The 23,132-nt window shown below is 71.3% G+C and carries 25 protein-coding genes; 11 read left to right on the top strand and 14 right to left on the bottom strand.

What is annotated here, in order from left to right; translation table 11 throughout:
- Window positions 1-46 precede the first annotated feature (46 nt).
- The 4 genes from BA062_RS02435 (at window position 47) to BA062_RS02420 (ending at window position 4,548) form a co-directional block, all read left to right on the top strand.
- Window positions 47-763 carry a YcnI family copper-binding membrane protein gene (locus BA062_RS02435; protein ID WP_110334391.1) on the top strand — a complete coding sequence of 239 codons (717 nt, stop codon included), beginning with the start codon at window positions 47-49 and terminating at the stop codon, window positions 761-763.
- The gene (locus tag BA062_RS02430) at window positions 760-1,326 is read left to right on the top strand and encodes a copper resistance CopC family protein (RefSeq protein ID WP_110334390.1); all 567 of its coding nucleotides are present in this window, start codon (window positions 760-762) and stop codon (window positions 1,324-1,326) included. Before BA062_RS02435 ends, BA062_RS02430 begins: the two co-directional genes overlap by 4 nt.
- 2 nt (window positions 1,327-1,328) lie before the next feature.
- A complete protein-coding gene (locus tag BA062_RS02425; protein WP_110334389.1) occupies window positions 1,329-2,351 on the top strand; it encodes a copper resistance D family protein in 1,023 nt (340 codons plus the stop codon).
- A 160-nt stretch (window positions 2,352-2,511) separates the two neighbouring features.
- Complete coding sequence (locus tag BA062_RS02420) at window positions 2,512-4,548, top strand: ATP-binding protein (RefSeq protein ID WP_110334388.1); 2,037 nt, start codon at window positions 2,512-2,514, stop codon at window positions 4,546-4,548.
- 154 nt (window positions 4,549-4,702) lie between these two features.
- On the opposite strand, the gene BA062_RS02415 is transcribed toward BA062_RS02420, so the two are convergent.
- Window positions 4,703-5,590: a phosphotransferase enzyme family protein gene (locus BA062_RS02415; protein WP_110334387.1), complete on the bottom strand. Its 888-nt coding sequence runs from the start codon at window positions 5,588-5,590 to the stop codon at window positions 4,703-4,705.
- A 19-nt stretch (window positions 5,591-5,609) separates the two neighbouring features.
- Entirely contained in the window at window positions 5,610-6,917 is a 1,308-nt protein-coding gene (locus BA062_RS02410) for a helix-turn-helix transcriptional regulator (RefSeq protein ID WP_245959686.1), read from the bottom strand.
- 354 nt (window positions 6,918-7,271) lie between these two features.
- Here BA062_RS02410 and BA062_RS02405 point away from each other — a divergent pair, with 354 nt between their 5' ends.
- The 3 genes from BA062_RS02405 (at window position 7,272) to BA062_RS02395 (ending at window position 9,095) form a co-directional block, all read left to right on the top strand.
- Window positions 7,272-7,607: a hypothetical protein gene (locus BA062_RS02405; protein ID WP_110334971.1), complete on the top strand. Its 336-nt coding sequence runs from the start codon at window positions 7,272-7,274 to the stop codon at window positions 7,605-7,607.
- Between the two features lie 13 nt (window positions 7,608-7,620).
- Window positions 7,621-8,073, top strand: a complete 453-nt coding sequence (locus BA062_RS02400) for a hypothetical protein (protein WP_110334385.1) — start codon at window positions 7,621-7,623, stop codon at window positions 8,071-8,073.
- 383 nt (window positions 8,074-8,456) lie between these two features.
- Window positions 8,457-9,095 (top strand): TetR/AcrR family transcriptional regulator, encoded by a 639-nt coding sequence (locus BA062_RS02395; RefSeq protein WP_110334384.1) that lies wholly within the window; start codon window positions 8,457-8,459, stop codon window positions 9,093-9,095.
- Window positions 9,096-9,136: 41 nt separating this feature from the next.
- Here the strand turns inward: BA062_RS02395 and BA062_RS02390 are convergent, their stop codons facing one another.
- A complete protein-coding gene (locus BA062_RS02390) occupies window positions 9,137-10,324 on the bottom strand; it encodes an amino acid deaminase/aldolase (protein ID WP_110334383.1) in 1,188 nt (395 codons plus the stop codon).
- An 85-nt stretch (window positions 10,325-10,409) separates the two neighbouring features.
- On the opposite strand from BA062_RS02390, the gene BA062_RS02385 reads away from it, so the two are divergent.
- Entirely contained in the window at window positions 10,410-11,717 is a 1,308-nt protein-coding gene (locus BA062_RS02385; RefSeq protein WP_110334382.1) for a D-arabinono-1,4-lactone oxidase, read from the top strand.
- Here BA062_RS02385 and BA062_RS02380 read toward each other — a convergent pair.
- Genes BA062_RS02380 through BA062_RS02360 form a run of 5 tightly spaced genes read right to left on the bottom strand, consistent with a single transcriptional unit; the run spans window position 11,684 to window position 14,001 of the window.
- The gene (locus BA062_RS02380; RefSeq protein WP_146239989.1) at window positions 11,684-11,971 is read right to left on the bottom strand and encodes a hypothetical protein; all 288 of its coding nucleotides are present in this window, start codon (window positions 11,969-11,971) and stop codon (window positions 11,684-11,686) included. The genes BA062_RS02385 and BA062_RS02380 overlap by 34 nt on opposite strands.
- A 26-nt stretch (window positions 11,972-11,997) precedes the next feature.
- The gene (locus tag BA062_RS02375) at window positions 11,998-12,282 is read right to left on the bottom strand and encodes a hypothetical protein (RefSeq protein ID WP_110334380.1); all 285 of its coding nucleotides are present in this window, start codon (window positions 12,280-12,282) and stop codon (window positions 11,998-12,000) included.
- Window positions 12,275-12,637 (bottom strand): YbaB/EbfC family nucleoid-associated protein, encoded by a 363-nt coding sequence (locus BA062_RS02370; RefSeq protein WP_110334379.1) that lies wholly within the window; start codon window positions 12,635-12,637, stop codon window positions 12,275-12,277. The genes BA062_RS02375 and BA062_RS02370 overlap by 8 nt, the downstream gene beginning before the upstream one ends.
- Window positions 12,638-12,677: 40 nt before the next feature.
- Entirely contained in the window at window positions 12,678-13,340 is a 663-nt protein-coding gene (locus tag BA062_RS02365) for an NAD(P)H-binding protein (RefSeq protein WP_110334378.1), read from the bottom strand.
- A gap of 19 nt (window positions 13,341-13,359) precedes the next feature.
- Complete coding sequence (locus tag BA062_RS02360; RefSeq protein ID WP_110334377.1) at window positions 13,360-14,001, bottom strand: hypothetical protein; 642 nt, start codon at window positions 13,999-14,001, stop codon at window positions 13,360-13,362.
- Window positions 14,002-14,314: 313 nt separating this feature from the next.
- Here BA062_RS02360 and BA062_RS02355 point away from each other — a divergent pair, with 313 nt between their 5' ends.
- The 3 genes from BA062_RS02355 to BA062_RS02345 all read left to right on the top strand — a co-directional run bounded on the left by BA062_RS02355 (window position 14,315) and on the right by BA062_RS02345 (window position 17,661).
- Window positions 14,315-15,385 carry an HpcH/HpaI aldolase/citrate lyase family protein gene (locus BA062_RS02355; RefSeq protein ID WP_110334970.1) on the top strand — a complete coding sequence of 357 codons (1,071 nt, stop codon included), beginning with the start codon at window positions 14,315-14,317 and terminating at the stop codon, window positions 15,383-15,385.
- Window positions 15,382-16,242, top strand: a complete 861-nt coding sequence (locus tag BA062_RS02350) for an HpcH/HpaI aldolase/citrate lyase family protein (RefSeq protein WP_168213866.1) — start codon at window positions 15,382-15,384, stop codon at window positions 16,240-16,242. The genes BA062_RS02355 and BA062_RS02350 overlap by 4 nt, the downstream gene beginning before the upstream one ends.
- 417 nt (window positions 16,243-16,659) lie before the next feature.
- Window positions 16,660-17,661 carry an LLM class flavin-dependent oxidoreductase gene (locus BA062_RS02345; protein WP_245959644.1) on the top strand — a complete coding sequence of 334 codons (1,002 nt, stop codon included), beginning with the start codon at window positions 16,660-16,662 and terminating at the stop codon, window positions 17,659-17,661.
- Here BA062_RS02345 and BA062_RS02340 read toward each other — a convergent pair.
- The 6 genes from BA062_RS02340 to BA062_RS02315 are packed head-to-tail and all read right to left on the bottom strand — an operon-like array spanning window position 17,629 to window position 23,088.
- Window positions 17,629-19,011 (bottom strand): amidase, encoded by a 1,383-nt coding sequence (locus tag BA062_RS02340; protein ID WP_110334375.1) that lies wholly within the window; start codon window positions 19,009-19,011, stop codon window positions 17,629-17,631. The two genes, BA062_RS02345 and BA062_RS02340, sit on opposite strands and share 33 nt — an antisense overlap.
- A gap of 9 nt (window positions 19,012-19,020) precedes the next feature.
- Window positions 19,021-19,794 carry an SDR family NAD(P)-dependent oxidoreductase gene (locus BA062_RS02335; protein WP_110334374.1) on the bottom strand — a complete coding sequence of 258 codons (774 nt, stop codon included), beginning with the start codon at window positions 19,792-19,794 and terminating at the stop codon, window positions 19,021-19,023.
- Entirely contained in the window at window positions 19,795-20,592 is a 798-nt protein-coding gene (locus BA062_RS02330; RefSeq protein ID WP_110334968.1) for an ABC transporter ATP-binding protein, read from the bottom strand.
- Window positions 20,583-21,344: an ATP-binding cassette domain-containing protein gene (locus BA062_RS02325; protein ID WP_110334373.1), complete on the bottom strand. Its 762-nt coding sequence runs from the start codon at window positions 21,342-21,344 to the stop codon at window positions 20,583-20,585. Before BA062_RS02325 ends, BA062_RS02330 begins: the two co-directional genes overlap by 10 nt.
- Window positions 21,341-22,156 (bottom strand): ABC transporter permease, encoded by an 816-nt coding sequence (locus tag BA062_RS02320; protein ID WP_110334372.1) that lies wholly within the window; start codon window positions 22,154-22,156, stop codon window positions 21,341-21,343. The genes BA062_RS02325 and BA062_RS02320 overlap by 4 nt, the downstream gene beginning before the upstream one ends.
- Window positions 22,153-23,088 carry an ABC transporter permease gene (locus tag BA062_RS02315; protein ID WP_110334371.1) on the bottom strand — a complete coding sequence of 312 codons (936 nt, stop codon included), beginning with the start codon at window positions 23,086-23,088 and terminating at the stop codon, window positions 22,153-22,155. The genes BA062_RS02320 and BA062_RS02315 overlap by 4 nt, the downstream gene beginning before the upstream one ends.
- Window positions 23,089-23,132: the final 44 nt, after the last annotated feature.

Genomic DNA, 23,132 nt, shown 5'->3' with positions numbered 1-23,132 from the left:
CTTCACCTTTCCCGGGAACCGACTTCGTTCAGGAGAGAACACCTACATGTCGACACATCGATTCCTTCGGCGTGCGCTCGTGGTCTCGGCCACGCTCGGCGCGACCGGACTCGCGACGGCCGGTATCGCCTCGGCGCACGTCACCGCCGACGTCTACGGCAGCCAGCCGGAGCAGGGCGGCTACGGCGCCATCGTGCTGCGCGTGCCCAACGAGGAGGAGCAGGCGGGCACGGTCAAGGTCGAGGTGACCATCCCCGCCGAGTACGCGATCAGCTCCGCCCGCACCAAGCCGGTACCGGGCTGGAAGGCCGAGGTCACCAAGAACGACGTGGTCAGCAAGATCACGTGGACCGCGCAGCCCGGCAACGAGATTCCCGCGGGCACCACGTCCTACCAGGAGTTCGCCTTCACCGCGGGTCCCCTGCCCGAGGACGTGGACACGCTCGTGCTGCCCGCCGCGCAGACCTACTCCGACGGCACCGTCGCCAACTGGAACCAGGAGGCCAAGGGCGACGAGGAGCCCGAGCACCCCGCGCCGACGGTCGAGCTGGCCCAACCCTCCGGTGACGGACACGGGCACGGCGCGAGTGCCGAGCAAGCGAGCGCCGAGTCCGAGGGCAGCGCACACGCCGAGGACACCGCGCCGGCAACCAGCGACACCACCGCGCGCTGGCTCGGCGGCGCCGGCCTCGCCGTCGGCGCGCTCGGCGTCGGCTTCGGCGTCGGTGCGACCCTGCGGGCCCGGAAGCAGGGCCGGTCATGAGGCGGGCACTCGTCGTCGCCGGCATCGCGGTGCTGACGCTGTTCGGCGCCGCCGGACCCGCCGCCGCGCACAACACGCTCATCTCCTCCGACCCGGCCGAGGGCGCGCGGCTCGACACCGCGCCCAGCACGATCACGCTGACGTTCGACCAGACCGTGCAGGAGGCCGACGTCAACGAGGTCGCGGTCACCGGGCCGGACGGCGGCCGCTACGCCGAGGGAACCGTGCGGGTCGAGCGCAACGTCGTGACCGCGCCCGTGCGTCCGCTCGGACCCGCCGGTGAGTACGTGATCGGCTTCCGGATCCTGTCCGCCGACGGGCACCCGGTCTCCAAGGAGATCCGGTTCACGCTCACGCAGGCTGGCCAGGGCACGGGCAGCCCCGCGCCTCCGTCGTCGGCCGCCGCGGCACCCGACACGCCGCAGCCGCAGGCGAACCAGGGTCAGCCCGCCGAGAGCTCGTCCGGCGTGCCGGTGTGGGTGTGGATCGTGCTGGCGGCCGCGCTGCTCGTGGCCGGGGTGACGGTCGCGCTGCGCATGGGCCGCTCACCGGAGGACAAGTAGTCATGACCAGGGCCGAGACCACCTCGCCTGCCACGGCCGGTGTCCTGCTCAGCGTGCTCGCCTCGGCGCTCGCCGGTGTGCTCATCGGCATCGCGCTCACGGCGACCTCGCCGGTCAGCGGCATCGCCGAGGTCAGCGGGGTGGTCTCGGTCGGCATCCCGGTCGTGCGGGTGCTGCTGGACCTCTCGGCGGTCGCCGCCATCGGGCTGGCCCTGCTGTCGGTGCTCGTGGGCTACGACCGGCCCAAGCTCACCGAACCGGTGCTCCGCCGCGCCCGGCCCGCCGCGGTGGCGGCGTCGCTGGTGTGGGCCGTCACCGCGCTCGTCACCCTCGTGCTGCAGACAGCCGAGTACCGGCCCGGGGCCGGCACCGTCGGCTTCGGCGACCTCGCCGACTACGTCGTCGCGGTCGGTGCGGGCAAGGCATTGCTGATCGTCGCCGTGCTCGCGCTGGGGCTCATGGCACTGAACGTGCTGGCCGTCCGGCACGGCGAGAAGGTGCCCGCCGAGGTCCGCGTGGGGCTCGGCCTGTTCGCGCTGCTGCCCCTTCCGGTCACCGGGCACGCCTCGAACTGGTCGTTCCACGACTACACGATGATCTCGATGGAGCTGCACGTCATGAGCGCCGTGGCCTGGACGGGCGGGCTCGGCGCGATCGCGGCGCTGCTCGTGGGCAACCGCACACTGCTGGCGTACGCCCTGCCCCGGTTCTCCAAGCTCGCCACGATATGCCTGGCGATCTCGGCGGGAACGGGACTGTTCAACGGGCTCGTCGAGCTGAACCTGAACCCGACGATGGACCTGTGGACGGCGCTGTTCACCACGCCGTACGGCGGGCTCGTGCTGCTCAAGCTCGCCTGCACGGCCGCCATCGCCTGCTTCGGCGCCTACCTGCGCTTCCGGCTGCTGCCCAGGATCATGCGGCACCAGCACACGGCGCTCGCGATGTGGGCGACGCTGGAGCTGACCGTGATGGGGCTCGCGTTCGGCTTCGCGGTGGTCCTGACCCGCGCCCCGGTCGCCTAGACCGAACAGCTTCACCTCCTGCGCCGTTCAGCGCAATTCGCGTTCTTCCGGGTATCCACGCCCACACCCTGCGCGATGATCACGGACGGGAAGGGTGGCTGGCAGAGGAGTACGCGTGACGATCGACCGGTCCTTGCCGCGGCAGCGAGGAAGCTCTGACATGGCAGCCCCGAAGGGCCCCGACCCGGTCGTTCCGCGCCAGCTCAAGCGGCCGCCTGCCCGGTTCACCAACCGTGCCGAGGAGCTCCAGCGGCTGCGGGACGCGCTCGCCACGGCCGGCGGCGGCACCGTGGTGCAGGTGATCAGCGGACCCGGCGGCGTCGGCAAGACGGCCCTCGCACTGCACTGGCTCACGGAGATCGCGAACCGCTTCCCCGGCGGTGCCCTGCAGGCGAGCCTCGGCGCGTTCGACCCGACCGGTCCCGTGGCGGTCGGCGAAGTGCTCGGGCAGTTCCTGCGCGCGCTCGGCGTTCCGGGCAGCCGCGTGCCCGTCGACGTCGAGGAGCAGGGCGGGCTGTACCGCACGCTCACCGCGTCGCTGCCGATGCTGGTGCTGCTCGACAACGCGGGCTCGGAGGCACAGGTACGGCCGCTGATCCCGGCCGCGCCCGGCAGCCTCGTGGTGGTCACGAGCAGGAGGCCGCTGGGCGGTCTCGCCGTGGACGAGGGCGCGGGCCTGCTCGCTCTGGAACCGCTGAGCGCCGAGCACTCCATGACCCTTCTGCGTGACACACTCGGCGTCGATCGCGTGGATACTGAACGTGCACATGCCACGACGATCGTCCGTCTCACCGCGGGCCTGCCGATCGCGCTGTGTTCGGTGGCTGGGCGGCTGGTGGCCAAGCCGAAGGCGACGCTGGCACGCACGGCGTCCGACCTGAGCGTGAGCAGGCGACGGCTCTCGGTGCTCTCGGCGGGCAAAGAGGGGGACTCCGTGCAGGCGTCGTTCGATCTCGCCTACCAGGCGCTGCCGCCCGAGGCCGCGAGGGCCTACCGGCTGCTGGGGCTGCATCCGGGTGCCGAGTTCAGCGAGGGCGTGGCCGCGGCGGCCGTGAACGGCTCCGTGTCGGCGACCCGGCGGTTGCTCGACGAGCTCGTCGAGGTCAACATGCTCACCGAGCCCGAGGACGGTCGCTACACGTTCCACGACCTGTATCGCCTGCACGCCGTCGAGAAGGCCGAGGAGCACGAGAGCGGCGACGAACGCAGGGACGCCCAGCTGCGGATCCTCGAGTGGTACCTCCGCTCGGCGCGCGCGACCGCTCACCTCGTGACCCTCGACCAGGAGCCGCTGCCCTACGAGTACGCGAGCAGGCGACCCGACGCCGCGTCGCTGCCCGGTGCGGATGAGGCGCTCGACTGGCTTGAGCGTGAGCGCACCAACGTCTTCGCCGCGATGCAGGCGGCGGCCCAGCTCGACCACCCTGAGCTGGCCTGGCACCTCGGCGACGCCATGTGGCCGCTGTTCCTGCTCCGCAAGCACTACCGCGACTTCCTGACCGTGAGCCAGCTCGGCGTGCGGTGTGCCCAGCAGTGGGGCAACGCCGACGCCGAGGTCATCATGCGCAACCGCTGCGGTGCCGCGTGCCGGGGCGCGGGGCGGTTCGACGAGGCCGTCGAGCACTACAGCGGCGCGCTGCGAGCCTTGCGAGCCGACGGCGACCAGGTGCCGGGGATCAGGTCCGTCGAGGGACTCGGCCTGGTTGCGCTGGCGCAGGGCAGGTTGGAGGACGCGCTGCGGGAGTTCACCGACGACCTGCGCCGTTCCCGCGAGCTGGAGCGGCCGCACGACGTCGCGCTCGCCCAGGTCAACCTCGGCGTGACGTTGACAAGGCTGGGCCGGACTCGCGAGGCGATCGAGCAGCTCGACGAGGCCAGGGCGCTGCTCGCCGAGCAGGCAGACGGCTACAACGTGGCCAGGGCCCGGATCGACCTCGCCCGCGCGCTCGCGCTCGACGGCCGCACGGCGGAGGCGACCGAGCACGTCACCGAGGCACGCGAGGTGATGCGGCAGCGCGGGTCGGCGTTCGAGGAGGCCAGGGCCATGCAGGTGCTCGCGGAGGTGGCCGAGTCGGCGGGCCGCGCCGACGAGGCGAGGCGGCGCTACGAGGCGGTGCTGCCGATCTTCACCGAGCTCGGCAGGCCCGAGGCCGGCGAGGTGCGGGAGCGGCTGAGGCAGGTGGAAAACCGCAGCTAGTGACGCTGTGTGGCTGCAAATTGCACCGGTTGACGTCCCGTCAACCGTCCGAAGTGATCAGCCGGGGTGAAATTGTCACCCCGAGCGACCGGGAAAATCGCAAACGACGAACGGTCAGATCTTGTCGTTGAATGAAAGCAAAAACCGGCCCCGTTCAGCGGTACCGCACCCACCGGGTGTGCTGTCGCCCCGCCCTGAGGTCGTCCAGCCTGCGATGTAGCTCGTGTCGCACGGCCGGATGACTGCGCATGATCGGCAACACGCTCGTGGTCAGCTTGAGTTCCCTGGCCGCCCGCAGCACGCCGAACCCCTCCCAGGACGTGACGTCGAAACCGTAGGTCCGCACCAGCGCCCGATACCAGGCCGAGGGGTCCCCGAACCGCTGCCTACCCACCGCCAGCGGGATCAGGTCCCATTCGGGTGGGCCCGCGCACGCGGAGTCGAAGTCGCACAGGACGGGGCCGTCGTCGCCCACGATGACGTTGCCGGGATGGGCGTCGCCGTGCACGAGCGCCGTTGGCAGCGCGAACTCGAGCTCGGCCAGCTCGGCCTCCACCTCGCGGCAGCGTTCGAGCAGGAACCGCCGGTCGCCGGGGGCGAGCTCCTCGGCGTCGGACACCCTCGCGCGCACGTCGGCGAGCGGCTGCCAGTGCCCGACGCCGTCCGGCGGAGGCAGTGCGTGCACCTGGCGGAGCAGCACGGCGAGCTGGGCGGACGTGGCGCGGCCTCCGGTGCCGGGCACCTTCTCCCAGACGGTCACCACGTGCTCGTCGACGTGCAGCGGCTGCTCAACACCCGCCACGAGCCGGATCGCGGGCACGCCGTGCCGGGCGAAGTGCTCGGCGACGGCCACCACCTTGCGCGCCCGGTGCCGCAGCGCACGCGACCCCACGATCCGCACCACGACAGGGTCGTTCACCAGGGAATACACCGCGTTGTTGGTGAACCGCAGCAGCTTCGCGCCGCGGTGGTCGAGGCCGAGGCGGACACACGTCTGCCGCAGAACCTGGTCCAGCTTCTCCCTGGTGAACCGCCCGTTCAAGGATCCTCGGCGCGCCTGCCTACGCGAAGAACGTGGTCATCCGTTCCACGAGTTCGCGAGCGTCGGAGTTGTTGCTGCGCCGCGCCGCTTCCTCCTTCAGCGGGCGCATGCGCTGCTCGATCCTGGCCGACTTGAGGCCCTCGGCGGCGTCGAGCGCCTTGCCGCCGACCTTCGCGCCCTGATCGATGTCGCCGTCGATCATGTGGTTGGTGGCCAGCATGCTCAGGTTGAACGTCCTGCTGCGGGCCATGTCATCGCCGTAGTCGCCGATGGCCCTGCTCAGCGCGGGGATCGCGTACTTCGTGTGCGCGGAGTCCGCCTGGTGCGCGAGTGCCGTGTGGACGGTGCCGATCATCGCGTAGACGTCGGTCTCGTTGAAGAACCGCACCCACGACTCGGCGTTGGCGAGGTCGGCGCGCGCGAACTCGTCCCGCGTCCGGCCCAGCAGCTTGATGGCCTGTTCCGCGTTGCCCATCATCGCGTAGGCCCACGCCTCGTTGGCGCAGAGCACGGCCACGGCGAGCTCCGAACCGGACTCCTGCGCGGCGATCTGCCCGAGCTGGAACAGCTTGAGCGCGTCGTTCGGCGCCTCCTGGTGCAGGTAGACGCGGCCCATGCGGTACAGGATGTTGGCGACGAGCGGGTGGTTCTCGCCCTGTTTCGCCAGGTCCAGCGCATTGGCGAAGTGCCCGCGCGCGGAGTCGATGAGTCCGATGTCGAACGAGGTCCAACCCGCGAGGCTGTGCAGGTCGGCCAGCGCGACGTAGAGCCGGGACTTGACCAGTTCGGTACCGCTGGCCTGGAGCATCTGCTGTCCCCAGGACAGCTGGGCGACGACGGCGTCCCGGCAGAACCCGCCGCCGTACTGGTAGTCGAGCGCGCGGAGCGCCCTTGTTGCCGCTTCCACCTGCCGGACGTCGGTCATGCCGATCCGCCCAGGTGCGGGTGTCCTTGCGGGACTCGCCGCCCAGGCGTCGGACGCAGGTCCGAAGACCGCTGCCCCCATCGTCACCTGTGCGGCGTGCGCGAGGAACTTCCGCCGTTTCACGGACTCGTCCTCCTCAGCCTGCTGCTCGTCGGCCGCGCCGACGACCTGAATCTCCGTGGCCTCGTCGTAGGCGAGGCCCATGTATCCACGTGGGATGCCCAGGCCTGTGGAGATCCGGGAGAGAACGTCGTAGGCCATGACCTGGCGTCCCTTGAGGATCTCCGAGACCTCGGACTGCGACTGGCCGGTCATGGCGGCGATCTGACGCTGCGAGACACCGTGTTTACGCAGCTGGCGGTAGACCTCGCTGATGTTTCTGCTCGCGAGGGCATCCCTCATCTCCGGGGCTTCCCAGAGCTTCGGGTTGATCCGGCCCTGCTTGGCGTCACCTGTGTCCACGTGCGGCCCTCCACAGTCCTGTCGGGCGTCGGTAAGCAGCGTAAGCACCCCTATTGAACCCTGCGAAACGCTGTTTGTGCGCGCTGATCGGCCCAGCCGAAGTTCCCCGACCGCTTAACGTGGAACTCGGGCCGGTCGCCGCTATGACGCCCACCAAGCCTTCTTTCGGCGTTCTTTTCGTCGCAATGTAGTTCGCAGATCTCCGTGGCCGGGTGAATACCCAGCGCAGTCACGGAGAGCTACCACAGCAAGGAACAGGCTCAAGCGCCTGACGCCGGGAGAGTGGAGAGGAACGTGGAGTTCGTGCACTCGATCACAGCAGGACGTGCTGCGACCGGCACGACGCCCGTGCACCGGTCTCTGGTCGGCGAGAAGGCGCGTCAGCCGCTGTCGTCAGCGTCGACGGCAGACCCCCGCGCCGCCGCTGTCCGCAGGTACGAGGGCGGACAGCTCGTGTGGCGTGTGCAGTGCGGCGACCTGATCAGTCGTGAGCGTTGCCTGACGGTGTTCGTAGACGACGACGAAGTGGTGCTCGTCGGGCCTCCCGGCGAGACGGCGCGGCTCACGGCAGGCCAGCTCGGCCAGCTGCGGGCCGCGCTCAACGAAGCCGCCAAGCTGGCGGAAAGGTGACGGTGAGTTCCAGGTGGATCAGATCCTCGGACAGGTGCTCCGCAACGCGGTGTGGGAACGCCTCGACATGCTCTCCGATCTGGCGAGCCGCGCAGACGCTCCCTCGCTGGTCTCCGTGGCGCGGTCCGAACTGCCCCGGCTGACCGAGGGCTGGCGCGCCATGCTGCGCTCGCACGAGCCGGACGAGCGGGGCGACTGCCCCACGTGCTCGACGCGGTGGCACAAGTGCAAGGCGCCCTGCACGGTCTGGCAGGTGGCCCACGAGCACCTGGTCGCCGGTGGGCTGGCGCCCCAGCAGGACACGCGACGGAGGGGACGCCGCCGGGCGGCCCCGGCCGCCGCGCAACAGTCTCACGCGGTCCCCACGCCGGCTGAACCACAGCCGGTCCCGCAACAGAAGGGCAAGCACGCCCTGGTCCCCGTGCCGGCAGGCCGGCACGCCGTTACCGGGAGCCCCGCCCGGTAACGGACACAGGCGGCGAGATGTTCTCGCCAAGGTCGGCGGCCGGCTCGTCCGTACCCCCGAGCGAGATGAGCCGGTCGCCGGTCGCAACCGGTCGGCGATTAATCCAAAATAATGTGCGTCAGCCTCTGGCGAAAGTGGTAATCCGCCGGTTAGGTTGAGCGCCGAGTGATCGCCGCACAACTGCATATCGCACGCTGTGAAACCCCGCCCACAGTGCGGCCCCGATACTCCGCGGGCCGGTGCCGTTGCACTCCCCCTCCCCCGACCGGCACCGGCCCGCGGTTCCCATTCGCCCGGTTCTTGCCCGCGCGAAGTGTTCACTCGACCGAGAAGCAGGTCACCAGCACGATAAAGTCGCTGACCTGCACAGCGAGGAGCACGACGTGTCCGAGAACCAGGCCGTGACGCCGAACGAGACGACGCCCCTGCGTCGGCAGCCCGTCCAGCAGCGCAGCGCCAAACGCGTCGAACGCATGCTGGACGCGAGCGCCGAGCTGCTCCAGGAGGTCGGCTACGAGGCGCTGACCACCACCCTCATCGCGAAGCGGGCCGGGGTTGCCGTGGGCTCGCTGTACCAGTTCTTCCCCGACAAACGTGCGGTCGTGCAGGCATTGACCCAGCGCAACCTCGACCGGTTCGTCGCCGCGGTCAGCGAGCGGCTGGGTGGTGGCGAGCACGAGCACTGGTGGGACGTCGTCGACTCACTGCTCGACATCTACCTGCAGATGCACCGCGAGGTGCCGGGCTTCTCCCGCGTGCATTTCGGCGACGTCGTGGACGTCCGCCTGCTGGACGAGCAGCGCACCAACAACCGCGTGATCACCGATTCGCTCGCGGCGCTCGTCGCCAGGCACGTCGACCTGGAGCCGGAACGGCTGACGCTGCCGATCTCGATCGCGGTGGAGGCGGCGGACGGGTTGCTGAACTTCGCCTTCCGCAACGATCCCCAGGGCGATCCCGAAGTGCTCACCGAGACGAAGGCGCTGATCAAGGGCTATCTGGCGAGCCGGTTCGGCGAATGAGGAACCGGGTTGTCCACAGCCTTGCACACGCTGTGGACAACTCAGCCGAACGCGCGGCCCTCGCCCCGGTAGGTCGGCGCCGTGCGCTCCACGCGGTCACCCTGCACGAGGTGATACTCCGTGAAGTGCTCCGCCAGCTCGCCCGACTTGGCATGCCGGAACCACACCCGGTCGCCGAGGCACAGATCGCGCGCGGCGGGGCCGGTGACCGGCGTCTGCACCTCGCCCGCACCCTCGACGCCGAGCAGCCGCAACCCGGCAGGCAGGTATGGCGAGGGCAACCGCGACACCCCGGCCTGCCCCGACGCGACGTAGCCGCCGGCGAACACGGTCGCGATGCGGCGCGCAGGCTTGCGCACGACGGGCAGCGCGAACAGGGCGGCCGGCCGGGGCGTGAACCGCGTGTACTGGGAGAACAGCGCGGGACCGAGCAGTCCGGAGCCCGCCGCGACCTCGGTGACCGACCGCTCGGCGCTCGTCGTCTCGAGGCTGCCGGTGCCGCCGCCGTTGACGAACTCCAGGTCGGCCACCTCGCGCACGGCCTCGACCGCCTTCGCGCGACGCCCGGCGAGCTCGGCGGCGGAGCGGCGCCGCATCCAGCGGACCAGCCCGCCGCGCAGGCCGGGCGCGCCGTCGGGAACACCGGCGATCTGTCCCTCGTAGGCCATCATGCCGACGAGGGAGAAGCCGGAACGGTCCACGATCCTGCGGGCGAGCTCGCCCGCCTGGCGTGCGGTGAACACCGGCGAGCGGCGCGTGCCGACATGCACACCGGGCAGCGGACGCCACGACGCGTCGAGTTCGAGGGCCACCCTGATCTCGGGGTGATGCCTGCCGAGCGCGGCCTCGACGAGGTCGAGGTGCTCGGCCGAGTCGACCATGATCGTGATCGCGGCGCGGGCGGCGTCGTCGGCGGCCAGTTCCCGCAGGGCGCCGTGGTCGACGGTCGGGTAGGCCACCACGAGGTCGGTGCTGCTGCCCTGCCGGAAGAGCCAGAGCGCCTCAGCCAGCGAATAGCTGAGCACACCCGCGAAACCCGGCAGCGCGAGCGCCCGTTCCAGCAGATACCGGCAGCGGATGGACTTGCTCGCCACCCGCACCGAAAGGCCGGAGGCACGGCGCACCAGGTCGGCCGCGTTGGCGTCGAACGCCTCGAGGTCGACAATGGCCAGCGGCGGGTCGAGATCCTTCGTCGCGAGGTCGTACGCCGCGCCGTTTCCCGTGGTCACGGCGCGTACGTTACGCCAGGAAGGCTTGTAACGCGAATCGTATTCACTTATCGTGGCCAAACCCAGACCATCGGGGAGGCAGCCGTTGTCAGCGTGGACCAACTGGGCGGGAACGGCCGTGGCGCACCCGCGCCGCGTCCACCGGCCGCGCAGCACCGCCGAGCTCGCCGAGGTGGTCGCCGACGCCGCCGTCGAAGGGCGGCGCGTGCGCGCACTCGGCAGCGGCCACTCCTTCACCGACATCGCCGCGACCGACTCCGACGCGATCGACCTCGGCGCGTGGACGGGCATCGTCGCCGCCGACCCGGAAACCGGCCTGGTCACCGTGCGCTCGGGCACCACGCTGCGCGCGCTCAACGCCGAGCTGGCCGCACGCGGCCTCGCCATGACCAACCTGGGTGACATCGACGCGCAGACCATCGCGGGCGCGATCTCCACCGGCACCCACGGCACCGGCGCCCGATTCGGCGGCCTGGCCACGCAGGTCGCGGCGCTGGAGATCGTGCTGGCCGACGGCTCGGTGGTGTCGTGCTCACCCGAACGCAGGCCGGACCTCTTCGCCGCCGCGCGGGTAGGCCTCGGCGCACTGGGGGTACTCAGCACCGTGACCCTGCGCTGCGAACCGGCATTCGTGCTGAGGGCGCAGGAGCGGCCCGAGCCACTGGAGCAGGTGCTCGACGGGTTCCACGACTTCGCCGAGCACAACGACCACTTCGAGTTCTACTGGTTCCCCCACGGCCGCAACGCACTGGTCAAGCGCAACAACCGGCTCGAACCGGGCAGTCCTGCCCGCCCGCTGTCGAACGTTCGCCGGTTCGTCGACTACACGATCATGGAGAACGCCGCGTTCGGCACGCTGTGCCGCGTGGGCCGCGCCGTGCCCAGGCTGGTGCCGTCGCTGGGAAGGCTCTCCTCGGCGGCGCTGTCCGGGCGGGAGTACAGCGACGCCTCCCACCGCGTGTTCGTCACCCAGCGCTCGGTGCGATTCGTTGAGTCGGAGTTCGCGCTGCCGAGGGAGTCGGTGCACGACGTGCTCGGTGAGCTGCGCGCGCTGGTGCCGAAGCTCGCCGATCCCGTGGCGTTCCCGGTGGAGGTGCGCGTCGCGGCGGCCGACGACGTCTGGCTCTCCACCGCCTACGGCCGCGACTCCGCCTACATCGCCATCCACCAGTACGTCGGCATGCCCTACCGCGAGTACTTCACCGCGTTCGGCGAGATCGCCGGTGCCGTGGGCGGCCGCCCGCACTGGGGCAAGCTGCACGATCTCGACGCCGCGGCACTGCGGCAGCGGTATCCGCGCTTCGACGACTTCCTGGCCGTGCGCAAGGAGGTGGACCCGTTCGACCTGTTCGGCAACGCCTACCTCGACCGCGTGCTCGGCCCGCTCAGCTGACCGGCCTGCGTGACGAAGTCGGCGAGGATCCGGGTCGCGGCGCGCACGGCGGCGAACAGGAAGTCGGACCGGTCCAGCCCGCCGACAGCCTCGACAAGCCGCGCGGCGACGTCGAACACCAGGCTCCGCGCGGGCTCGGCAGTGTCCGGTATGGACAGTGCGCGTAGTTCTCCGAGCACTTCGGACACCGGCCCGTCGAGCCCGAGCTTGCCCGCGATGTCGAGGACGATCCGTTCCGCCTCGTCTGTCGACACTCCTGTGTGGACACCCTGCGCGGCGGTCAGCACGCGTCCTCCCGCATCGGGTCGGCGCCGAGCACGATCTGCCGCAGCTCTCCGGCCTTGCGCTCCGCGCGGTGAACGGCGGCCGTGACCAGCTCGGCCACGCGCACCTCGGCCAGCTCGGGCAACACCCGGTGGTCGAGCTCGATCGCCCGCAGAGAGCCGAGGATGTCGACCTGCACCACGCCGAGGCCTTCCTCGATCTTCTCGCCGATGATCTTCGCGTCGGCCTCGGCGCGGCGTTTTCCTGCCTGCGCCAACCTGTCCCCGGCCTGCTCAGTCATCGCTGCTCACCCCGTCGAGCATGCCGTCGTACTCCGAGGAGCCGATCAGCGCGTCGGCCCGCTTGCCGCCGATCACCGAGGCGAGGCGGTCGCGGCTGTCGAGCGTCGCGGCCCTGCGCGCGGTGTTCACCGCGGTGACGAGCTGGGAGCCGAGCCCGGCCGTGCGCACGGCACCCTCCGCGAGGGAGATGCCGAGCAGGGCTCCGTTGCCGTCGACCGTCGCCCGGACCAGGCCGTCGGGGCTGGTGTAGGTGAACCGCTCCGTCGCCAGTTCGGCGCTCGCGGCGTTGATCCGGCGCAGCAGCGCACCGGTCTGGGTGCGGGCGCGCTCGATCCCGGGTGTGCTGGATTCCACGGGGGCAGAACCTACCGGGAGGGTCCGACCGAAACGGGTGTCAGACCCGGCTGACGGCTTCCTCGATCGGTGTGTTGCCGCCGGTGAGTTCGAGCACCCGGCGGTTGGAGGCCGACGTACCGTCCTCGGTGAGCAGCTCGGCGATCACCGCGGCGACGTCGTCGCGCGTGACGTCGGCCCTCGGCACGGACTCGGCGAGGTGGACGAGGCCGGTACCGGGATCGTTGGTGAGCCTGCCGGGCCGCAGGATCGTCCAGTCGAGTTCGCGCTTGCGCAGATCTTCCTCGGCGGCGGCCTTCGCGCGGAGATACGCGGCGAACACCTCGCCCACGGCCGCCTCTTCGATGGGGCCCGCGGCGCCCATCGAACTGATCTGCACGAAGCGGCTCACGCCCGCGCGCTCGGCGGCGTCGGCGAACAACACGGCGGCGCCGCGGTCGACGGTCTCCTTGCGCGCCGTTCCGCTGCCCGGCCCCGCACCCGCCGCGAACACCGCGGCATCGGCACCTTCCAGCACCACGGCGACCTCGTCGAGGGTGGCGGTCTCGAGGTCGAGCACCGCGGGCTCGGCGCTCACGTCCCGTAGGTCGGCGGCGTGGTCGACGTTACGGACGATGCCAACGGCGGTGTCGCCGTTCGCGGCGAGCAGCTTCTCCAGCCGCAGCGCGATCTGTCCGTGTCCACCGGCGATAACGACTCGCATGGCACCGAGCCTAGTGAGATCAGTGCGCGTCGGCAGGGGTCTCCAGCGCCAGCAGCTGCTCGTAGACCACCTCGTTGACCCAGCGGGACACGGCGTCCTCGCCGAGGGTGATTCGCTCGTCGCGGCCCGAAAGGTCGAGCCCGACGGTCGCGTTCTCGTCGGCGGTGACCACGGCCAGGCCGTAGGCACGGGCGCGCGGGAGGCAGTTGTCGACGTAGTCGTGGCTCAGGGTCGCCGAGTGCGGGAGCACCATCGCCGCGTCGCCGTAGCGCGCGAACGGAACGGTCGCGGCGAGACCGGTGCGCCAGTGCCTCGCGACGGCGAGCACGCCGACGATCTCCGCGGCGGGCGGCGGCGCGCTCGCGGCCAGCTCCGGCCACGTCCACGTCGACACGCTCGCCCTGTCGGTGACCGGGCCGACGCCCAGCGCGATCCGCTCGGCGTGCGCCTCCGGCCGGAGCCTGGCCACCACGTACACCCGGCGGCCGAACATCGTCAGCCGGGGAAGCAGCACGGCGTCCCAGCCCAGCTGCGCCGCCGCCTCGGCGGCCAGCTCGTCACCGGAGGCAGGCAGTTCGATGGGTGCGACGATGCGGCTGGGAGCCGACCTGGTTCCGTTCGAACCGCTCGTCACCGCGGTGTGCCCGGGTGTTACCGCCACGAAGTCCGCCTCCCTCTGCCGTTTCTGCGACTCACGCGTGCCCGGTGCGCCCTGGCGGGAAGCACCACAACTTAGGTACCAGCGGAAACGGGTCGCAGTCTGCCGGTAGGACGAGTAGCTGCGATCGGCGGCGCCGAACGGTCGGTGATCGGTCGGTGGGCGGTAATCGGACTTCGGTCCGGCAGTGCCGCCGGATGGGTGACGTGCGGCCGAACGGTGCTTCTCAGAGTGGAGCGGTGATGTGTACCGCAGCCCTGAGCCGGGAAGCCGGGATAGGGTCGCCGGGTATTGACCGCCAGTGCTGGAGGACCCGATGCGCTCGCCGAAGGACTTCTTCGCCCCGCTCGCCGTGGGTGCGCCGGAGCCGGTCAGGCAGATCCCGGCCCTGCCGTCGAGGATGATTCATTTCTTCGATCCGAGCAACGAGAAGATGGTCGCCAAGGCGCCCGACCTCGCCAAGAAGGTCGACGTGCTGCTCGGCAACCTCGAGGACGCGGTCAAGGCCGATCGCAAGGAGGCCGCCCGCGAGGGGCTCGTCAAGGTCGCCAAGGAGAACGACTTCGGCTCCACCCAGCTCTGGACGCGCGTCAACAGCCTCGACTCTCCGTGGGTGCTCGACGACCTGATCACGCTCGTCACCGAGATCGGCGACAAGCTCGACGTCATCATGGTGCCGAAGGTCGAGGGCGCGCAGGACATCCACTACGTCGACCGCCTGCTCGCGCAGCTGGAGGCACGGGCCGGGTTGCGGAAGCCGCTGCTGGTGCACGCGATCCTGGAGACCGCGAGCGGCGTCGCCAACGTGGAGGAGATCGCCGGCGCGAGCCCGCGCATGCAGGGCATCTCGCTCGGCCCCGCCGACCTCGCCGCCAGCAGGCGCATGAAGACCACCCGCGTCGGCGGAGGGCACCCCGGCTACCTCGTGCGCACCGACCCCGTCGGCGACGACCTCACCGAGGGCCGCACCACCTACCAGCAGGATCTGTGGCACTACACCGTCGCGCGCATGGTCGACGCGTGCGTGCTGCACGGGATCCTGCCGTACTACGGGCCGTTCGGTGACATCCGCGACGTCGTGGCCTGCGAGGACCAGTTCCGCAACGCGTTCCTCCTCGGCTGCGTCGGCGCGTGGAGCCTGCACCCGGTGCAGATCGACATCGCGAAGAAGGTGTTCTCCCCCGCGCCCGAGGACGTCGCGTGGGCCCGCAAGGTGATCGCCGCGATGGGCGACGGCACCGGTGCGGTGATGATCGACGGGAAGATGCAGGACGACGCGTCGGTGAAGCAGTGCAGGGTGGTCGCCGAGCTGGCGGACGCGCTCGCGGCGGGCGACCCCGAGCTGGCCGAGGCCTACGACGCGGCAACGAAGGAGGCACTCGCGTGAAACCGCGCCGTTCCGTTCTCTACATGCCCGGCGCGAACGAGCGGGCGCTGGAGAAGGCGAAGACGTTGCCTGCCGACGCGCTCATCCTGGACCTCGAGGACGCCGTCGCCCCCGACGCCAAGGAGGCCGCGCGCGAGCGCGTGTGCGCGGCGGCGTCGTCCGGCGAGTACGGCTCGCGCGAGGTGACCATCCGCGTCAACGGGCTGGAGACCCAGTGGCACGACGCGGACCTGCGGGCCGCGGCGCAGGCGGCCCCGGCCGCCGTGGTGGTGCCGAAGGTGAACTCCGCTCGCGACGTGCACAACATCGAGCGCGCGCTGGAGCTCGGCGGGGCACCCGACGAGACGAAGATCTGGGCGATGGTCGAGACGCCGATCGCGATGCTGCACGCCGAGGAGATCGCCTCGGCCAGCGAGCGGCTCACCGTGCTCGTCATGGGCACCAACGACCTCGCCAAGGAGCTGCACGCCGAGTTCGTCCCCGGGCGGGCGCCGCTGCTCGGCGGGCTCTCGCTGTGCCTGCTGGCGGCTCGCGCGACGGGCAAGGTGATCCTCGACGGCGTCTACAACGACGTGAAGGACCTCGAGGGCTTCGAGGTGGAGTGCCTGCAGGGCAGGCGCTTCGGCTTCGATGGCAAGACCCTCATCCACCCAGGCCAGATCGAGCCGTGCAACAAGGTGTTCGCGCCCTCCGAGGAGGAGGTCGCGCAGGCCCGCAAGATCATCGACGCTTTCGAGGAGGCCAGGAAGGCTGGCCGCGGTGTGGTGACCGTCGACGGCCGGATGATCGAGAACCTGCACGTCGACAACGCCAAGCGCGTACTCGGGCTCGCGGAGGCGATCGGCGCACTCGGCTGAAAATCCGTTGCCCCGCGCGGGTACTTGCGCTGTCGTGAGTGCGTGCGGAGTGGACAACGGACGCCGCTGGGGGGCGGACTTCGCGAAACTGTGGACCGCCAACGCGTTCACGAACATCGCCGACGGCATCGCGCTCGCCGCGGGGCCGCTGCTGGTCGCGTCGCTGACCGACGATCCGACACTCGTCGCGGGCTCGGTGCCGTTCGCGAGTCGTGCACTCCCGTTCGCGAGTCGTGCACTCCTGCACGCGAGTTGTGCACTCCTGCACGCGAGTTGTGCGTTCACGATGTGGGAACGCACAACTCGCGGTCGGGAACGCACGACTCGCGGTCCTGGGCGTACGACTCGCGGTCGGGAACGCACGACTCGCGCGGAATTCGGGGCGCTGGGCACGGCGTTGCACCTCGTGTGCAGACGTTGCCGGTTCCGCTGTCGGTCCTCGACCGCTCCAGCACACGCACGGGGCAGGACACCTCCGCGGCCGTGCGCGACACGGTCCGCTTCGCGCGGCAGGCCGAGGAACTCGGCTACCACCGGTTCTGGGTGTCGGAACACCACGGCGTGCCCGGGGTCGCCGGGTCAGCGCCCACCGTGCTCGCCTCCGCGATCGCGGCGGCCACCTCGCGCATCAGGGTCGGTACGGGCGGGGTGATGCTGCCCAACCACCAGCCGATCGTCGTCGCCGAGCAGTTCGGCACACTCGAAGCGCTCTACCCGGGCCGGATCGACATGGGACTCGGGCGCTCGGTCGGCTTCACGAACGGGGTGCGCGGTGCACTCGGCCACGGCAAGGACGACGCCGACCGGTTCGGCGAGCAGGTGCGCGAGCTGCTCGGCTACTTCACCGGCGACCAGCGGAAACACCCCGGCGTGCACGGCTACCCCGCCGAAGGACTCCGAGTACCCGCGTTCGTGCTCGCCACCGGCGCCGGTGCGGACCTCGCCGCCGACCTCGGCCTGGCGCTCGTGATCGCTCCCGTCGCCGGTCTTGACGCCGTCGCCACACGGATCGCCGCCTACCGTGAGCGGTTCCGCCCCTCCGAGCTCTGGCCGTGCCCCTACGTGGTGGTGTCCAGCGCCGTCGCGGTCGCCGACACCACCGAGCAGGCGCGGCGGCTGTTGCTGCCGGAGGCGTGGTCGATGGTCCACGCCCGCACGCGCGGCGTGTTCCCGCCGCTGCGGCCTGCCGCCGAGCTGCCCACGCCGACCGCGCGCGAGGCGCGACTGCTGGAGCAGTCGCTGAGCGGGCAGATCCACGGCACGCCCGAGCAGGTCTCCTCGGAACTGGCCGAGCTCGTCGAGCGCACCGGCGCCGACGAGTTGCTGATCACGCTCAGCACGTTCGACCGAGCTGAGATGCTCGACTCCTACGCCCGACTCGCGGAACTAGTCGGGCCAGGCGCGCTGCGCGGGGCGTAGCCGTTCGAAGGCCGCGGCTGCGCGCAGCACGCCGAGGTCGTCGAACCGGCGCCCGGCGAGCTGCAGGCCGATCGGCTGGCCCTCCCGCGTATACCCGCAGTTGACGGACACGGCGGGCTGGCCGGACATGTTGTACGGCACCGTGAATCCGATGTGCTCGAACGGCCGCGCCGGGTCGTTGGTCGGCGAGGCCCAGTCGAACGGCGGCGCCGACACCGGGCACGTCGGCGACAGCACCACGTCGAAGGGCTCGCTCGCCCGCAGCGCGGCTGCGGTGATCGCGTCGATCTGCGCGAACCCGCGGTAGACGTCCACGCCGGAAAGCCCTTCGCCCCCGGCCACCCACTCCGCGATGTAGGGCAAGATCCGTTGGCGCCGCGAGGCGGGCAGCTCCTCGGTGTCCACGACGAACCGGGTGCGCCAGAACCGGTCGAGCCCGTCGAGCATCTGCCTGGTGAGGAACGGTTCCACCGGCTCGACGCGCGCGCCGGCCGCCTCGAACAGCCGCGCCGCCTCCGCCACGGCGACACGCACGTCCGGCTCCACGGCGAGTCCGACCCCGGCGTCGAGCTGCACCCCGATGCGCAGCCCGGCCGGGTCGAGCGCGAGCTCGTGCCACGGGATCTCCTCCGGCGGCAGGCACAGGTGATCGCGCGAGTCCGGCCGCGAGAGCACCTCCATGAACAGCGCTGCGTCGGCGACGGTGCGGGTCATGGGGCCCGCCACGCGCCCGAGGTACGGCGGGAACACGGGCACGCGCCCGAAGCTCGGCTTGAACCCCACCAGCCCGCACCACCCGGCGGGCAGCCGGATCGACCCGCCGATGTCGGTGCCGGCGTGCAATGGTCCGTACCCCGCGGCGGCCGCGGCGGCGGCGCCCGCGCTCGAGCCGCCTGGAGTGCGCGCGTGGTCCCACGGGTTGCGCGTGGCCGGGTGGAAGCTGGAGAGCCCGGAGGTGAGCATCCCGTAGTCCGGCATGGTCGTCTTCGCGAGCAGCACCCCGCCGCATTCGCGCACGCTCGCGGCCGCGGGAGCGTCCTCGGGGGCGGGCGACAGCTCGGTCGCCGCGGTGCCCAGCGGCACGGGCGTGCCCCTCGTGGCGATGTTCTCCTTGAGCGTCAACGGAACCCCGTCGATGGCACCGAGCGGCTCGCCGGCGAGCCAGCGCCGCTCGGCCGCGCGGGCCGAGTCACGGGCGGCGTCCGGGTCGTAGGCGTAGAGCGCGCGCAGGGTGCCCTCCAGTGCGTCGATCCTGGCCAGCACCGCCTCGGAGACCTCGACCGGCGACAGCGTGCCCGCGCGGTACTCGGCCACCAGTTCGGTCGCGGAAAGCGAGCTCAGCTCGGCCATGTCACGCTCCTACGCTCCGGGCGGCACGTACCGGCCGTCCACCGCGGTCCACCCGCCGTCGACGAGCAGCACCGAGCCGGTGACGAAACTCGCCGCGTCGGAGGCCAGGTACACCACGGCACCGGCCAGCTCGCCCGCGTCGGCCCAGCGGCCGAGCGCGCTCTTCTCCGCGTACGCCCGGTACCACTCGGGGTCGGCCTTGATCGGCTCGGTCAGCGGTGTCTCGACCACGCCGGGAGCCACGGCGTTCACGCGCACGCCCGAGGGCCCGTACTCGGCGGCCGCGGTGCGGATGAGCTGCACGATGCCCGCCTTGGTCGCCGCGTAGGCGCTCTGCCCCGGCTCGACGGTGATGCTGCGGATGGAGGAGAACACCACGATGCTGCCGCGCCCGCGCTCGACCATCCCGGCTCCGAACGATCGCAGTACGTCGAAGGTCGCGCCGAGGTTGAGCGAGAGCACTCGGTCGAACTCCTCACGGCTGTAGTCGAGCAGCCGTTTGCGCACGTTGGTGGCCGCGGTGAGCACCACGACGTCGGGTTCGCCCAGCTCCGTCGCCGCGCGCTCGACGGCGGCGGTGTCGAGCAGGTCGAGCCGGTACGCCTTCGCGGAGTCACCGGCGAGCCGCGCGGTCTCCTCCGCCGCGCCGAGGTCGCGGTCGGCGCACGTGACGTCGGCGCCCTGCGCGGCGAGCGCTCGTGCTGCCTCCCTGCCGATGCCGCTTCCCCCACCGAGGACGACCGCACCGCGACCGTCCAACCGGAACAGTTTCGCGTAGTCCATTCACTCCTCCTCGAGTCCGGCGAGCGCGGCCGCGAGGTTCGGCGCGGCCGCGATGAGTTCTCGCGTGTAGGGGTGCTTCGGGTCGTCGTAGACCTCGTCGACGGGGCCGAGCTCCACGATCTCGCCCGCGCGCATCACGGCCACGGTGTCGCACACGCGCCGCACCACGCCGAGGTCGTGGGACACGAACACGAGCGTCAGCTCGTAGCGCTCCACCAGCTCGGCGATGAGATCGAGGATCTGCTTGCGCACCAGCACGTCCAGCGCGCTGACGGCCTCGTCGGCGAGCAGCACGCTCGGCCTCGGCGCCAGCGCGCGGGCCAGCGAGATCCGCTGCCGCTGCCCGCCGGAGAACTGGTGCGGGTACCGCTCGCTGGCGTCGGCGGGCAAGCCGACGGCGTCGAGCAGTTCGCGCACGCGCTCGCGCCGCCCCGGCCGCCTGCCCAGCGGCTCGCTGATGATGTCGCGCACACGCATCCTCGGGTCGAGCGAGCCCATCGGGTCCTGGAACACGATCTGCACCTGCGAGCGCAGGAAACCCAGCCTGCGCTCCGGCAGGTCGTCGATCCGCCTGCCCTGGAAGGTGATCGAGCCGGATGTCGGCCGGTCCAGCGCGGCGAGGAGCCTGACCAGAGTGGACTTGCCCGAGCCGGACTCGCCGACGATGCCGAAGCGCTGCCCCCGCTCGATGTCGAACGACACCCCGCGCAGCGCGTGCACCTCGGGCCGTGGCCCGGTCAGCGACGTGCGGGACCGCCGGTAGCTGCGCTCGAGCTCACTCACGGAGATCACGCCGATGCCTCCAGCAGTCGTGCGGTGTACTCGTGCTTCGGGGAGCCGAGCACGTCGCGAGTTGAGCCGGACTCGACGATCCGCCCCTCGTTCATCACCAGTACCCGCTCGCACATCGTCGCCACGACGGCGAGGTCGTGAGTGATGAACAGCAGCGCGCTGCCGTGGTCGCGCACGCCCTCGTTGATCACCTCCAGCACCCGCGCCTGCACGGTGACGTCGAGCGCGGTGGTGGGTTCGTCGCAGATGAGCAGCGCGGGATCGTTGGCGAGTGCGATGGCGAGCACGACCCGTTGCCGCTGCCCGCCGGAGAGCTGGTGCGGGTAGGCGCGCGCGGTCCGCTCCGGTTCGGGCAGGCGCACGCGGCCGAGCAGCTCGACGGCGGCGGCCTTGGCGCCCCGCCGATCGCGGGTGCCGTGCAGCGACATCGCCTCGGCCACCTGCCTGCCCACGCGCATCGAGGGGTTGAGCGCGCTCATCGGCTCCTGGAACACCATCGCGATGTTCTTGCCGCGCAGGCGGGACAGCTCGCGTTCGCTCGCGCCGAGCAGTTCCCGTTCGCCGAAGCGCACCGAGCCTGCCGGGGTGAGCCCTTCGGGCAGCAGGCCCATCACCGCCGACGCGGTGAGCGACTTCCCCGAGCCGGAGGCGCCGATCAGGCCGACCCGCTCGCCGGGCGCGATGGTGAACGACACGTCCTCGACGAGCGGTAGCGAGCCCGCCGCGATGCCCAGCCCCTCCACCGAAAGCAGGCTCATCGGCGCACCTCCAGCCTCGGGTCGAAGCGGTCGCGCAGGCCATCGCCGAGGAGGTTGAACCCGAGCACGGCCACCGCGATCGCGGCGCCGGGGATGAGCGCGAGCCTCGGCTCCACGGCCAGCAGTTCCTGCGACTCCTGCAGCATCCGGCCCCACGAGGGCGTTGGCGGCGCCGTGCCGAAGCCAAGGAACGACAGCGCCGCCTCGGCGAGCACCGCGATCGCGAAGGACACCGACGACTGCACGAGCACGAGCCCGGAGATGTTCGGCAGCACGTGCCGCAGCGCGATCCACCACCGCGAGCGGCCGCCCGCCCGCGCGGCGAGCACGTACTCGGTGCTCATCACCTGCAACGTGCCGGCACGGGCGATGCGCGCGAACGACGGCACCGTGGCGATGCCGATCGCGATCGTCGCGGTGAGCGTGCTCGCCCCGTACACGGCGCCGAGCATGATCGCGAGCAGCAGCGCGGGGAACGCGAGCACGAGGTCGTTGACGCGCATGATCAGCTCGCCGAGCCACCGCGCGCCCATCCCGGCGGCGATCCCGAGCGGGGTGCCGACGACCGCGGCGATGCCCACCGCCACCACCCCGACGTAGAGCGTGGTGCGCGCACCGACCATCAGCTGGCTCGCGACGTCGCGGCCGAGCTTGTCCGTGCCGAACACGAACTCGCCGCTGGGTCCCAGCAGGCGCACGCTCGCGTCCACGAGCAGCGGATCATGCGGTGTCCACCCGAACGACACGAGTGCCGTGCCCACGACGAGCCCGACGAGCACCACACCGGCGAGGAGGCTGAGGTTCCGCGTCACCAGGACCTCCGCAGCCGGGGATCGAGCACCGTGTAGAGCACGTCGACGCAGAAGTTGACGAACAGCACGGCGGCCACGAGCACGAGCACGATGGCCTGCACGGTCAGCAGATCGCGCGCCGCGACCGCGTCGAGGAGCATGCTGCCTATCCCCGGCAGCACGAAGACGCGCTCGATCACCACGGCGCCGACGAGCAACGTCGTGAGCTGCAGGCCCAGCACGGTCAGCACCGGCAGCGCGGCGTTGCGCAGGCCGTGCCGCACGAGCGCGGGGTACGGCCTCAGGCCCTTCGAGCGGGCGGTTCGCAGATAGTCCTCGCGCTGCACGTCGAGCACGGCCGTGCGCACGTAGCGGGTGAGCACCGCGCCCTGGACGAGCCCGAGCGACAGGGCGGGCAGGATCAGTCCGCGCAGCCATTCCACGGGGTCCCGCACCGGCGGGGTCCACCCGCCCGAGGGGAGCCAGCCCAGGCGCACGGCGAAGACCTGCACGAGGATGATGCCCGCCAGGAACGCCGGGATCGCCACGCCCACCTGCGACAGCGCCGACACGGCCGTTCCGCTCGGCCTGCGGTGTCGCACGGCGGCGATCGTGCCGAGCGGCATCGCGATCAGCAGCGCGACGAGCATGCCCGCGCCGACGAGCCACAGCGTCACCCCGAGCCGGTCGACGAGCTGCGGCCCGATCGCCTCCCGCGTCACGTAGGAGGTGCCGAAGTCGCCGCTGAGGACGCCGCCCATCCAGTCGAGGTACTGCGTGACGAGCGGCCGGTCGAGCCCGAACTCGGCGCGCGTTCGCTCCACGAGCTCGGGCGTCGCGTTGACGCCGAGCGCCACCTGCGCGGGATCGCCGGGGAGCACGGCCATGAACGCGAACACCACGACCGAGGCCGCGAACACGCTCGCGACGAGGATGAGAATCCTCCGCAGCATCGCCAATGCCCACCCGGCTCCCAACCACCGGCCCCCACGGAGGC

The sequence above is a fragment of the Prauserella flavalba genome (assembly GCF_003202235.1).
Lineage (GTDB): Bacteria > Actinomycetota > Actinomycetes > Mycobacteriales > Pseudonocardiaceae > Prauserella_A > Prauserella_A flavalba.
The sequence above is the reverse complement of the archived record's forward strand: the minus strand, read 5'-3'. Positions and strand labels throughout refer to the sequence as shown.